We start from the raw sequence: 12,524 nt of genomic DNA on the forward strand, positions 1-12,524 counted from the left end.
AAACTACAGGGAGTAAGCCATGGCCGCGTATTCGCTTGACCAGCTCAAAGCCGACGTGAAGGCCGGGACCATCGATACGGTGCTGGTCGCCTTTCCGGACATGCAGGGGCGGCTGATCGGCAAGCGCTTCCAGGCCGAATTCTTTCTCGATGGCGCGATCGACGAGACGCATGGCTGCGACTATCTCCTCGCCAACGACATCGACATGGAGCCGGTGCCCGGCTACGAGGCGGCCAACTGGGCCAAGGGCTACGGCGATTTCGTCATGAAGCCTGATATCGGCACGCTGATGAAGGCCGCCTGGCTCGAAGGCACGGCGGTCATCCTCGCCGACCTCGTCGATCACCATCATCACGAACCGATCCCGCATTCGCCGCGCGCCATCCTCAAGGCACAGCTCAAGCGGCTGGAGAAGCTCGGACTGACGGCGAATTTCGCCTCCGAACTTGAGTTCTACCTGTTCGACGAGGGTTTCCGCTCGGCGTGGGACAAGGGCTACAAGAACCTCACGACCGCCGGCTACTACATCGAGGACTACCACATCTTCCAGACCACCAAGGAAGAAGGGGTGATGCGCGCGGTTCGGAAGCAGCTGCAGGCTTCGGGTATTCCGGTCGAGAACTCGAAGGGCGAGTGGGGCCCGGGACAGGAAGAGATCAACGTCAAGTATGCCGATGCGCTTACCATGGCGGACCGGCATGTGGTGATGAAGAACGCCATCAAGGAGATCGCCTTCGCGCAGGGAAAGGCGGTGACCTTCATGGCGAAGTGGGACTTTGGGCTCGCAGGCTCGTCGAGCCACATCCACATGAGCCTCGCCAAAGCCGGCAAGAACGCCTTCATCGATGCCAAGGACAAGCTCGGCATGTCGGAACTGATGAAGCAGTTCATGCAGGGGCTGCTGACCTATGCCGGCGACATCACCTATTTCCTTGCGCCCTACATCAACTCCTACAAGCGCTTCCAGGCCGGCACGTTCGCGCCGACCAAGGCGATCTGGTCGTCGGACAACCGCACGGCCGGGTTCCGGCTCTGCGGCGAGAACACCAAGGGCGTGCGCGTCGAGTGCCGGATCGGTGGCGCCGACCTCAACCCCTATCTCGCCTATGCGGCCCTGATCGCGGCGGGGCTGAAGGGGGTCGAGGACAAGCTGACGCTGGAGCCGGCCTTCAGCGGTGACGCCTATGTCACCGGAAAGCTCCGCGAAGTGCACAAGACCCTGCGCGACGCCATCGCCGCGATGCAGGGGTCCAAGATGCTCGAGGAGGCGTTCGGTGAGCCGGTGATCGGGCACTATGTCCATACCGGCAACTGGGAACAGTTCGAATACGATCGCCGCGTCACCGATTGGGAGTTGAAGCGCGGCTTCGAGCGCAGCTAGAACTCCGCCAGCAACACAATGGGTGACCAATGACCGACAAGGTCCAGATCGTCTCGCCGATCGACGGGCGGGTTTATGCCGAGCGACCGGTGGCGACGGATGCGCAGATTGCTGCGGCGGTGTCGAAGACGCGCCGGGCGCGCGAGGTTTGGGGTGAGATCACCGTTAAGGAGCGGGTGAAGTTCCTCGAGCACTTCCTCGATGCGCTTATCGGAAAGAACGACGAGATCGTGCCGGAACTCGCCTGGCAGATGGGCCGGCCGGTGCGCTATGGCGGCGAGAAGCGCGGCGTCGAAGAGCGCTCGCGGCACATGATCGGCATCGCCGAGGAGAGCCTCAAGCCATCGGTGCGACCGGAGAAGGCGGGTTTCGAGCGCTGGATCGCGCGCGAGCCGCTGGGCACGGTGATGGTGATCGCGCCGTGGAACTATCCCTATCTCACGGCGGTCAACTCGATCGTGCCGGCACTGATGGCAGGCAACGCGGTGATCCTCAAGCACGCGTCGCAGACGCTGCTGGTGGGCGAGCGCTTCGCCGAGGCCTTTAAGGCGGCCGGGCTGCCGGACGGGCTGTTCCAGAACCTCGTACTCAACCATGCCGATACGGAAAAACTGATCGGCTCGGGGTCGATCGACCACGTCAATTTCACCGGCTCGGTGGAAGGTGGACGTCGGATCGAGCGCGCGGCCGCCGGCACGTTTGCAACGCTGGGACTGGAGCTCGGTGGCAAGGATCCGGCCTACGTCCGGGCGGATGCCAATATCTCGTACGCTGCCGAGAACCTGGTCGACGGGTCGTTCTTCAACTCCGGGCAGAGCTGCTGTGGCGTCGAGCGCATCTATGTGCACGCGTCGATCTATGACCGGTTCGTCAAGGATTTCGTCGAGGCAGCACGGGGCTGGACGCTCGGCCACCCGCTCGAGGCCGACACCGTGGTCGGACCGATGGCGACTGGCCGGTTCGCCGACCTCGTCCGCGGGCAGACGCTCGAAGCGCTGCGCAAGGGCGCCAAGTCGCATCTCAACTGGAAGGACAGCCGCGATGTCGATGGCTCGCCCTATCTCGCACCGGAGGTGCTGACCGACGTGAACCACCAGATGGCTGTCATGCGCGAGGAGAGCTTCGGCCCGGTGGTCGGCCTCATGAAGGTGCGCGACGACGCCGAGGCGATCGAACTGATGAACGACAGCCCGTACGGGCTGACGGCTTCGATCTGGACCGAGGATCTCGAAGCGGCGGCGAAGATCGGTTCGAAGGTCGAGACCGGCACCGTATTCGCCAACCGCTGCGACTATCTCGATCCGGCACTGGTCTGGACCGGGGTAAAGGAGACCGGCAAGGGCGGCGCGCTGAGCGAAATCGGCTACGCCAACCTGACGCAGCCCAAGAGCTATCACCTAAGGAAAGTTTGAGCGTCATGACCAAGGCCAACTGGAATTATCCGACCGCGGTGAAGTTCGGCGCAGGGCGGATTGCGGAGCTGCCCGAGGCGCTGAAGACGGCGGGCATTACCAAGCCGCTGCTGGTGACCGATGCGGGGCTGGTGAACCTGCCGGTGACGCAGAATACGCTGAAGCTGCTGCGCAACGCGGGCTATGAGGTCGGCGTGTTCGCCGATGTGAAGCCGAACCCGATTTCGGCCAATGTCGCGGCCGGCATCGAGGTGCTGCGCGCGGGCGGGCATGATGGCGTGATCGCCTTCGGCGGCGGCTCTGGGCTCGATACCGGCAAGGTCATCGCCTTCATGGCCGGCCAGACCCGACCGATGTGGGATTTCGAGGATATTGGCGACTGGTGGACGCGGGCCGACCCCAAGGGGATTTTCCCGATCGTTGCGGTGCCGACGACGGCCGGTACGGGCTCGGAAGTGGGCCGGGCCGGCGTCATCACCGATGAGACAACGCACACCAAGAAGGTGATCTTCCACCCGCTGATGATGCCCAAGGTGGTAATCGCTGACCCCGAGCTGACCGTGGGCATGCCGACCTTCATCACCGTAGGCACCGGGTTCGATGCGCTGGCGCATTGCCTCGAGGCCTATTGCGCCAAGGGGTATCACCCGCTGGCCGATGGCATTGCGGTGGAAGGGGTGCGGCTGGCGCTCGAGAACCTGCCCAAGGTTGTTGCCAACCCCAACGATATCGAAGCACGTGGGCATTTGATGAGCGCGGCGGCCATGGGCGCGACGGCGTTCCAAAAGGGGCTGGGCGCCATCCACTCGTTGAGCCACCCGGTCGGGGCGCTCTACGATACGCACCACGGCATGACCAATGCCGTGTTCATGCCCTATGTGCTGGTGGCCAACCGCGATGCGATCGAGGCCAAGATCGCGCGGCTCGCGGCCTATTGCGGGCTGGCGCCGAGCTTCGATGCGTTCCTCAGGGCGATCAACGCATTGCGTGCAAAGCTCAATGTTCCCAATACGCTGGCCGACTTCAGGGTGGGCAGCGAGAGGCGCGAGCTGATCGGCGATATGGCCATCGTCGACCCGACAGCGGGCGGCAATCCGGTGGAGCTGACCAAGGCGCTGGCGCTGGAGATCTTCGACCGGGCGATGGACGGGCGGCTTTAGGGTTGCTGCCTCCGACACCTACCGTCATCCCGGCGAAAGCCGGGACCCAGTGCTCGGTGCTTCGGCGCGCGATGCCGGTGCCGACCCTTCGGTAATGGATCGGCGCTGTCATGCCTAACCCCAACCGTCCGAGCGATGGGTCCCGGCTTTCGCCGGGATGAGGACTGGTGGGTGGGGCTACGACAGTGCGGACACCGTTGCCTTTGCTCCTGACTCCAGCAGCGATTTCACGTGCTTGGTCACCGGATCTGTGAACGCGGTATTCCCAGGCAAATCGGTGCCGAACACTTCCTGAACGGCCAGCAGCCCGCTCGCCAGCTTCTCCGCGTCACGCCCTGCCCCATCGGCGATGGCGCGGAGCCGTGAGGCGTGGGGGTCCTTCACATCGATGGGGTTGCCCTCCTCGTCGATGCCGGTGACGTAGCGCATCCAGGCGGCGACGCCGAGGGTAAGGCGTTGGACTGGCAGGCCCTTTTCGAGGCGATCGCGGATGGTGCCGAGGAGGCGCTGGGGAAGTTTCTGGGTGCCGTCCATGGCGATCTGCCAGGTGCGGTGCTTGAGGGCCGGGTTGGCAAAACGGGCGAGCAGCTGGTCGCGATAGGCTTCGAGGGTGGCGCGTGGCATGGGGAGCGTCGCCATTACCTCGTCGGTCATAAGCCCATGAATGAGCTTCAGAATTCCGGGGTCAGCGATGGCTTCGTTGACGTATTGATAGCCCGAGAGGTAGCCGAGATAGGCCATGGTGGAGTGGGAGCCGTTGAGCATCCTGAGCTTCATCAGCTCGAAGGGCTCGACATCCTCCACCAGCTGGGCGCCGACGGTCTCGAAGGGTGGGCGGCCGGCGGGGAAATCGTCCTCGATCACCCACTGGGTGAAGGGCTCGGTCATGATCGGCCAGGCATCTTCCAGGCCGATGATTTCATTGACGATTTCACGGTCTGCATCGGTCGTTGCGGGGACGATCCGGTCGATCATCGTCGAGGGGAAACTGACGGACTGAACGTAGTTCGTCAGTTCCGTACTCCCTGCCCGCAATTGAGCGAAGCGGCGGACAATGCGGCGGGCAGTCTTGCCGTTCGAGGGGAGATTATCGCAGCTCATGACGGTGAAGGGGATAAGTCCGCGCTGCTGACGGAGCGCCAGCGCGGCGACGATGATGCCGGCGGCGCTGATGGGCTCGTCCGGATGGGCGAGATCATGGACGATGTCGGGGTGGTTTTCGTCGAGCTCGCCGGTCGAGGGATCGTGGCAATAGCCCTTTTCGGTGACCGTCAGCGAGACGATGCGGATCGCCGGATTCGCCATGGTTTCAATGAGTTGGGCGCGTTGCGTACTGGCGTCGAGCACATCGAGGATGGAGCCGATGAGGCGGCATTTGGTGCCCGAAGCATCGCGGATGGCGAGGGTGTAGAGGAAATCCTGCGGCGCCAGGGCATCGCGCGTATCGGGTCGGCGGAGCGAAGCGCCGATGATGCCCCAGCTCGGGTTGTCCTTGAGCAGGCTATCGACATAAGCGGCCATGTGGGCGCGATGGAAGGCGCCAATGCCGAGGTGGACGATGCCGGGTGTGACAGAAGACCTGTCGTAGTTGGGGAGCAAAACTGAACGCTCATTAATGGACTTTGAACGGATTTCGGAGGCTGAAAGACGTGGCATGAGTTCCCTCGAGACAACGCACCCCCCTCCGCCGGCTTTGCCAGCACCTCCCCCGCCCCGCGGGGGAGGATAAGAGAGTGTCCACCCTCAATACCGAAGGCGCCCGTGAACTGCCATACCACCCGGTTGCACAGGGCCGATATCCCCGGCATAAGCGTGGGAGTGTTGAGGGGAAAGTCCGGCGTGACCAAGCGGTTCGTGAGTATCGGCGAAGCCATGATCGAAATGTCTGGCGGCGAGGGCGGCACATATCGCCTGGGCTATGCCGGCGACACGCTGAACACCGCCTGGTACGCCAAGGCACTGCTGCCGGATGAGTGGCAGGTCGACTATGTCACCGCACTCGGCGACGACATGTATTCGGGCGAGATGCGTGCCTTCATCGCCAAGGCGGGGATCGGCACCGACCGGATCCAGACGATCCCCAACCGGCGGCCCGGGCTCTACCTGATCCACCAGCACGAGGGCGACCGGCACTTCACCTACTGGCGCGGCCAATCGGCGGCAAAGCAGCTGGCTGACGATGTCGAGGCGCTGGAAGCGGCGGTGGTGGGCGCCGATACGGTCTATTTCTCCGGCATCACCATGGCGATCCTCGCGCCCCGGGCGCGCGGCAAGCTGATGCGCACGATCGTCAAGGCGCGCGATGCCGGCGCGACGGTAGTGTTCGACACCAACTTGAGGCCGGCGCTGTGGACAAGCCCACGCATCATGGCCTCGACGCTGACCGCGGCTGCCTCGATCGCCGATATCGTCTTGCCCACGCATACCGACGAAGCACCGCTGTTCGGCGACGCCTCGCCCGAGGCGACGGCGGAGCGCTACCTGAAGCTCGGGGCGCAGGAAGTGGTGGCTAAGGATGGCGGCAAGCCGGCCTTCGTCGCCACGGCCGACGGCGTACGCCAATATGTGCCGGCGCCGAGGGCGGAAAAGGTGGTGGATGCCACCGGTGCCGGCGACTCCTTCAACGGCGGCTACCTGAGCGGGCGGGCGCGGGGGCTGTCGCCGGTGGAAGCGGCCGAGCGGGCGCACCGCGTCGCGGGCGTGGTGATCGGCCACAAGGGCGCGCTGGTCGATCCCGCGCTGGTGCGGGGGATCTAGCCCCCTAGCCGCGCAGGATTTTCTCCATTGCCTTGCCCCTGGCGAGCTCATCGATGAGTTTGTCCATGTAGCGGATCTCGCGCATCGTCGGTTCTTCGATGTTTTCGACGCGGACGCCGCAGACGACGCCGGTGATCAGCAAGCGTGCCGGATTGAGCTTGGGCGCCCGGGCGAAGAAGTCCTCGAGGTTGGTCTTGTTCGCCAGGACATCGTCGAGCGACTTTGGGCTGTGGCCGGTGAGCCAGCAGAGGATTTGGTCGACCTCGGCCTTGGTGCGCCCCTTCTTCTCCGCCTTGGCGATGTAGAGCGGATAGACGCTGGCGACGCTGATTGCGTAGACGCGGTGATTGTCCATGCATGCTCCTCCGGCCGGCACAGGTGCGGTGGAAACAGCAGCATCGCATGGGTCCGCGGGTCAAGCCCGCGGATGACGACTGAGGGGCACTACGGCGCCTCGATGATCAGTCTTACCCCCAGCACGCCGATGAAGGCGGCGGCGGCGCGGTCGACCCAGAGTTTGGCGCCGAGATAGAGGGCGCGGGGCTTCGAGGACGAGAAGGCGAGGGCAACGATGGCGTACCAGAGGGTTTCCTGCAGAAAGATTAGCGGCGGCAGGGCCCAGTAGAGCCAAGGCTCCGGGTTGGCCGGCAGCAGGGCGGCAAAGACAGCGCCGAAGACTGCGACGATCTTGGGATTGGAGAGCTGGGTGAGGAGGCCGAGGGCGAAGGCGCGGCCGGGATTGGCGGCAGCGCTACCGGAGGTCTCGACGGTGATGGGATCGGCGGCGTGGCTCCAGATCTTCCAGGCGAGATAGAGCAGGTAGAGGCCGCCGGCGACCTTGAGGCCGGTGAACAGCAAGCCGCCATCCTGCATAAGGGTGCGCAGGCCGAGCACAGCGAGAGCGCCGTAGATCATGGCGCCGACGCCCATGCCGAGCGCGGCCGCGAGGCCCTCGGTGCGCGACTGGGCGACGGCTGTGCGGACGACGAAGACGAAGCTCGGGCCGGGGCTGATAGCGCCAAGCAGCAGGGCGCCGAGAATGGCGAAGAGCGGGAGGAAGTGATCCATTGTGGGCTCGCGCGAGTGAACTGGCGCGAGTTGAACGGGAGTTGCCGGCCGGGTCAAGCCGGGCCGGCCGTGCCGGTGGGCGTCGGTTGATTGTGCCTGCCCCTCGCCCCCGCTTGGCGCGGTCGGGCGGGGAGCAGTGCTCGATGGGCAGCGGCCCTTACATCTTCTCTTCCTTGATCGGCGTGCGGCTGACGATCTCGCGATCGCAGGCGTCGTAGGTGATGTAGTAGGGGATGAAGACGTGCTCCTGGTTCTTCTTCTTGGCGGAGAACAGGTAGATGCCCTCCTCGGCCTCCTTCTCGAGCTTTTCGATCATCTTGTAGTTGCGCTTCTTGAGGAAGCGGATCGCCTGCTTGACGCTCTGGCAGTCGTAGTCGTCGTAGTCGTGATCCTCGAAAATGAGCTTGTCGTGCTTCTGCTCGGCGATGGCCGGCGCCGAAACGGCAACCAGGGAGAGAGCGACAGCGGCGAAGGCCGGGCGGGCAAGGCGGTTGAGACGTTCAAACATAATCCACACTCCATGTGGCAGGCACCTGTTGCCTGCTGGTGTGGGAGCATTAGTGCGAGCTGACTGAACCGGTTCGGACCGCCGAGTTCACCGAATATTCATAAGTCGTCATATGACTTTCAGGGTCAGCGAGCGAGGTATTCCATCACCACCTGCCCTCCTCGGAGGCGCAGTACGCCACTTCCTCAGGTGTCGAAATGCGGCCGAGCGGTTCGTTGCGGCGGGGGTAGCGGCCGAAGCGACGCAGGACCTCCTGGTGAGCCAGCTCGTACTGGATGCCCTCCTCGATGCCGAGCGCCTGATGCAGGCGAAGGCACTCCTCGTGAATGACGAGCGATTCCGAGTGCATGTAGGGCAGGTAGAAGAACATGCGGCGACCGTGCTCGACGGCAAGATCGTGGCCGCCCGCCACCGCTTCCTGCGCCAGCACCAGGGCCATCGGATCGAAGGCGAACGCCTTGCCGTCGCCGCGATGAATCTGGCGGGAGAACTGATCGAGGACGATGATCTCGGCGAGGCGTCCATCCGGTGTTGACCGCCAGCGCCAGGCTTCGCCGCGGGCGACGGCGGCGTGGGTATCGGCGAACTTCTCGGTGAGTTCGGCATCGAAAGCGGGGCCGCCGCCGAACCAGTGGCTGCGGTCGTGATCGATGAACCAGAAGGTGAGGACGTCATCGGCGGTTTGCATTGCGGGCTCGCTTGTTGAGAGATCAACCGAGAGAGACGGCCCCCCTCCCCAGCCATTCGAGCGTAGCTCTCATGGCCTTCTCCCCTCAAATCGCTCCACCGGAGCGATTTGCCCTACGGGACGGCTCGAAGTCCCCCATAAACGGGGAGGATGAAGAAGAGACCTTCACCCTTCCTTTCCCATGGCGAGGGCAAAATGTCATCCGGCGGCGTGCGTTCGGATATGCCCCTGACAGGAGAGACGAATGCGGCTGGTGAAGCTCGATACGCCGGAAGGCAGCATCTACATCAACCCCGAGCACGTGGTGGCCGTGGTGAAGGGCCTGCGCGATACCAAGATCGATACGGTGTCGGGTGTCCACGTGGTGAAGGAGTCGCCCGAAGTGGTGGCGCGGCTACTCGGCATGGAAGAGATCGAGCTCGACGTGACGCCCAACAGGCTGATCAGCCGGGGCTGAGCGCACCGAGAACCGAGCCACCGTCGGTGCGCCTCGACCGGCGCCACGATGCCGGCGGCATGTCCATCATCTTGCGGAAAACGCGGCTCAAGTGGCTCTGGTCGACGAAGCCGCAGGCAAGGGCAATCTCGTCGACGGGCTGATCAGTGGTGGTCAGCAGCTGGGCGGCACGGCGCACCCGCTCGCGCAATAGCCAGCGGTGCGGCGGCAGGCCGAACGACACCCGAAAAGCGCGGGCGAAGTGGCCGGTCGAAAGCCCACAATCGGCGGCCAGCTGCGCGAGCGACACATCGACATCGAGCTGATCGAGCAGCATGTGGGCGACACGGCGCTGCTGCCACGGCGCGAGGCCGGCCTTCGGACGCGCGAGCGTGTGGGCCGGATCGGGACCGCTATAGGCCTGGACGAGATGCGTCGCGATGGCGAGCAGCACGCGATCGACGAACAGCCCGCTGAGCTCGCCCGGACGGCTGAAGGCGGGCACCAGGGCGCGGGCGAGGCCCAGCATGGTGGGATCGACGCGGCCTGGGGCGAAGCTCGGGGGCTCGAACACCAGCGCCTCGACATCGAGGTTGGCGGCTTCGGCCAGAAGCTCCAGCGACACGCGCAGGTTCATGCTGTCATAGGGCGGATGGATCACGGCGCGCCAGTTGTTGCGCAGGTCGAAGAACTGCAGCTCGCCGGATCGCTGGCGTGGCGCCCGAGGTGGCGGCCGTTGCGCCAGATATCGGCCTCCATGGGTGCGAGCTGGACGGCGACCATGAACGCGGCGCCGATGCCGAAACTGGGCACGGTGAGGTCGGTGCCACTGGCGGGGCTCGAGGCGTGCACGGCCAGCACCCGACCCTCGTGGATCATCTTGATGTAGGGCAAGACCGGGCGTTCTGCCGCAATACTAGGCACGATTTCGTTCTTCATAGCATTGCTCGGAAATGTACTAGTCACTTTCGTACAAGAACGATGGATTTGTACAAGCGCCCCACAGGCGCTGCTTGGCAGTGTGCCCCCGCAACGTAACGGGAGTGCAGTCATGACGTTTCTACGCAGTACGGCGCTCGGCCTCGTCGCGGCCACCGCGATGATGGCCGATATCGGCGGGGCGGCCGCCCAGGATATCGGGGTCAAGAATATCGTGCTCGTGCACGGCGCCTGGGCCGACGGCTCGGGTTGGCGGCCGATCTACGAGATCCTCAAGAAGGACGGCTACAACGTCCGCATCGTTCAGAACCCGCTGACCTCGCTCGAGGACGACGTGGCGGCGACCGACCGCGTGCTCGACCGGCTGGACGGGCCGGCAATTCTGGTCGGCCACTCCTATGGCGGCGCGGTGATCACCGAGTCCGGCGACCACGAGAAGGTGGTGGGCCTCGTCTATGTCGAGGCCTTCGTGCCGGATGTCGGGGAATCGCCGTTCGGCCTCATCCCTCAGGATCCGGCGCATCCGCCGCCGTTCGATATCGGCGCGGACGGGTTCGCCTTCTTCAACGAGGGCGCCTATGTGCCGGGCTTCGCCGATGCCCTGCCCGCGGCGGATGCCGAGTTCATGCGCGATTCGCAGGTGCCGATCTCGCTCAAGGGCGGCAGCACGCCGCTGACCGTGGCGGCATGGAAGGACAAGCCGGCCTGGTACCAACTGGCCAAGGGCGACCTCGTCATCCCGCCCGACGCCCAGAAGGCTATGTCGGGCCGCGCCAAGGCGACCGTGCAGGAAGTCGAGGGGGGGCACCTGGCGTTCATCGCGCATGCGGCCGAGACGGCCGAGCTGATCGAGACGGCGGCGAAGGCGGCCGGGAAGTAGCAACGAGCGGGCGGTGATTGTGGCCGCCCCCTCTACCGGCTGCGCGGGCCTTTCAAGCATGCTCTCAAGGCCTTCTCACCTCAAATCGCTCCACTGGAGCGATTTGCCCGGCGGGACGGGTTCGAAGCCCCTCCCCCGCCCCGCGGGGGAGGATCACGGAGAGGCCGGCGCAGACTTCAAACCGTCACGATCGCCTTGATCAGCCCGGTGCGGTCGTGGGCCCAGGCGGGCATGGTGTTGGGGACATCGTCGAGCGAGGTTTGGTGCGTGGCGAGGCGGTCGGTGGCGATCTGACCTGATACCATCGAGGCCATGACGTGCTCGAAATCCTGCCGGGTGGCATTGCGCGAGCCGCGGATGGTGAGTTCGCGCCGGTGCACTTCACTATCGGGGAAGACCAGATCGCCCTTGATGACGCCGACCAGCGTGTAGGCGCCGCCGTTGCGGGCATGGAAGATCGAGGCGTTCATCGCCCTAATCGAGCCGGTGGAATCGAACACGGCGTCGAAGCCGGTACGGCGGCGGGCAGCGAAATCGGCGCCCTCGAGTTCGGTGGGCGAGAAGGTGGTGAAGCCGAGCGAGCGCGTCGCCTCGATCTTGTCGGGCGCGGCATCGACAACGGTGACCTCGGCGCCGGCGATCTTCGCGAAATAGGCGACACCGAGGCCGATGGGGCCGGAACCGACGACGAGGGCACGTGAGCCGGGCTTCAACTCGGTAGTGCGGCGGATGGCGTGGGCGCCGATGGCGAGGAACTCGACCATGGCCGCATCGCGGAGACTCATCTCACCGGCGGGATAGAGGTTGCCGGCCGGCATGATGATCTCTTCGGCCATGCCGCCGGGGGCGTGGACGCCGATGACCTTCAGCGTCTCGCAGCAATTGGTCTTGCCCTCAAGGCAGGCCGGGCATTCACCGCAGTTGAGATAGGGGTTAATGACGACGTTCTCGCCGGCCTTCAGCGCCGAGCCGTTGGGATCGACGACGGTGCCGCTCAGCTCGTGGCCGATGACGCGCGGGTACTCGAAGTAGGGAAAGTTGCCCTCGAAGATGTGGTAGTCGGTGCCGCAGATGCCGATGTGCCTGATGGCAACGCGGACCCAACCCGGCTTCAGCTCCGGACGTGGAATCTCGATCAGCGCCAGCTGGTTCGGCGCGACGCAGGAAATGGCTCGCATGGGGTCTCCTTTTGGCCGGATCATAGCGGGGCGGAACTAACATGCTAGTCGCCAATGGTCGATGGTGGCGCGTTCCCGATGAGGACTCATTGGCGACCGCGTGCTAGGAGCGTCGGG

The 12,524-nt window shown here is 64.8% G+C and carries 14 protein-coding genes; 6 read left to right on the forward strand and 8 right to left on the reverse strand.

The window, feature by feature from the left end; translation table 11 throughout:
- Positions 1 to 19 precede the first annotated feature (19 nt).
- Genes ACOYW5_RS10050 through ACOYW5_RS10060 form a run of 3 tightly spaced genes read left to right on the forward strand, consistent with a single transcriptional unit; the run spans position 20 to position 3,953 of the window.
- Positions 20 to 1,381 (forward strand): glutamine synthetase family protein, encoded by a 1,362-nt coding sequence (locus ACOYW5_RS10050; protein WP_423069113.1) that lies wholly within the window; start codon positions 20 to 22, stop codon positions 1,379 to 1,381.
- A gap of 29 nt (positions 1,382 to 1,410) precedes the next feature.
- The gene (locus ACOYW5_RS10055; protein ID WP_423069114.1) at positions 1,411 to 2,793 is read left to right on the forward strand and encodes an aldehyde dehydrogenase family protein; all 1,383 of its coding nucleotides are present in this window, start codon (positions 1,411 to 1,413) and stop codon (positions 2,791 to 2,793) included.
- Positions 2,790 to 3,953: an iron-containing alcohol dehydrogenase gene (locus tag ACOYW5_RS10060; protein ID WP_423069115.1), complete on the forward strand. Its 1,164-nt coding sequence runs from the start codon at positions 2,790 to 2,792 to the stop codon at positions 3,951 to 3,953. Before ACOYW5_RS10055 ends, ACOYW5_RS10060 begins: the two co-directional genes overlap by 4 nt.
- Positions 3,954 to 4,130: 177 nt before the next feature.
- Here ACOYW5_RS10060 and ACOYW5_RS10065 read toward each other — a convergent pair whose 3' ends face one another.
- Positions 4,131 to 5,609, reverse strand: coding sequence for a mannitol dehydrogenase family protein (locus ACOYW5_RS10065; protein ID WP_423069116.1), 1,479 nt, complete (start codon positions 5,607 to 5,609; stop codon positions 4,131 to 4,133).
- Positions 5,610 to 5,792: 183 nt separating this feature from the next.
- Between ACOYW5_RS10065 and ACOYW5_RS10070 the strand changes: the two genes are divergently transcribed.
- Complete coding sequence (locus ACOYW5_RS10070) at positions 5,793 to 6,710, forward strand: sugar kinase (protein WP_423069117.1); 918 nt, start codon at positions 5,793 to 5,795, stop codon at positions 6,708 to 6,710.
- A 4-nt stretch (positions 6,711 to 6,714) separates the two neighbouring features.
- Here ACOYW5_RS10070 and ACOYW5_RS10075 read toward each other — a convergent pair whose 3' ends face one another.
- From ACOYW5_RS10075 to ACOYW5_RS10090, 4 genes are all read right to left on the reverse strand, one after another.
- Complete coding sequence (locus ACOYW5_RS10075) at positions 6,715 to 7,065, reverse strand: DUF2200 domain-containing protein (RefSeq protein ID WP_423069118.1); 351 nt, start codon at positions 7,063 to 7,065, stop codon at positions 6,715 to 6,717.
- Between the two features lie 89 nt (positions 7,066 to 7,154).
- Positions 7,155 to 7,778, reverse strand: a complete 624-nt coding sequence (locus ACOYW5_RS10080; RefSeq protein ID WP_423069119.1) for a LysE family translocator — start codon at positions 7,776 to 7,778, stop codon at positions 7,155 to 7,157.
- A gap of 157 nt (positions 7,779 to 7,935) precedes the next feature.
- Entirely contained in the window at positions 7,936 to 8,286 is a 351-nt protein-coding gene (locus ACOYW5_RS10085; protein WP_423069120.1) for a hypothetical protein, read from the reverse strand.
- A gap of 145 nt (positions 8,287 to 8,431) precedes the next feature.
- Positions 8,432 to 8,974 (reverse strand): DUF924 family protein, encoded by a 543-nt coding sequence (locus tag ACOYW5_RS10090; protein ID WP_423069121.1) that lies wholly within the window; start codon positions 8,972 to 8,974, stop codon positions 8,432 to 8,434.
- 244 nt (positions 8,975 to 9,218) lie between these two features.
- On the opposite strand from ACOYW5_RS10090, the gene ACOYW5_RS10095 reads away from it, so the two are divergent.
- Complete coding sequence (locus ACOYW5_RS10095; RefSeq protein ID WP_423069122.1) at positions 9,219 to 9,431, forward strand: hypothetical protein; 213 nt, start codon at positions 9,219 to 9,221, stop codon at positions 9,429 to 9,431.
- On the opposite strand, the gene ACOYW5_RS10100 is transcribed toward ACOYW5_RS10095, so the two are convergent.
- Both ACOYW5_RS10100 and ACOYW5_RS10105 read right to left on the reverse strand, forming a co-directional pair.
- On the reverse strand, positions 9,418 to 10,071 hold the full coding sequence (locus tag ACOYW5_RS10100) for a helix-turn-helix domain-containing protein (RefSeq protein WP_423069123.1): 654 nt from the start codon (positions 10,069 to 10,071) through the stop codon (positions 9,418 to 9,420). The two genes, ACOYW5_RS10095 and ACOYW5_RS10100, sit on opposite strands and share 14 nt — an antisense overlap.
- Entirely contained in the window at positions 10,068 to 10,349 is a 282-nt protein-coding gene (locus tag ACOYW5_RS10105) for a hypothetical protein (RefSeq protein WP_423069124.1), read from the reverse strand. The genes ACOYW5_RS10100 and ACOYW5_RS10105 overlap by 4 nt, the downstream gene beginning before the upstream one ends.
- Before the next feature lie 112 nt (positions 10,350 to 10,461).
- Here ACOYW5_RS10105 and ACOYW5_RS10110 point away from each other — a divergent pair, with 112 nt between their 5' ends.
- On the forward strand, positions 10,462 to 11,229 hold the full coding sequence (locus ACOYW5_RS10110) for an alpha/beta hydrolase (protein ID WP_423069125.1): 768 nt from the start codon (positions 10,462 to 10,464) through the stop codon (positions 11,227 to 11,229).
- Between the two features lie 176 nt (positions 11,230 to 11,405).
- Here the strand turns inward: ACOYW5_RS10110 and ACOYW5_RS10115 are convergent, their stop codons facing one another.
- Positions 11,406 to 12,407, reverse strand: a complete 1,002-nt coding sequence (locus ACOYW5_RS10115; RefSeq protein ID WP_423069126.1) for a zinc-binding alcohol dehydrogenase family protein — start codon at positions 12,405 to 12,407, stop codon at positions 11,406 to 11,408.
- Positions 12,408 to 12,524 lie beyond the last annotated feature (117 nt).

The sequence above is a fragment of the Devosia sp. CN2-171 genome (genome assembly GCF_049354815.1).
GTDB lineage: Bacteria > Pseudomonadota > Alphaproteobacteria > Rhizobiales > Devosiaceae > Devosia_A.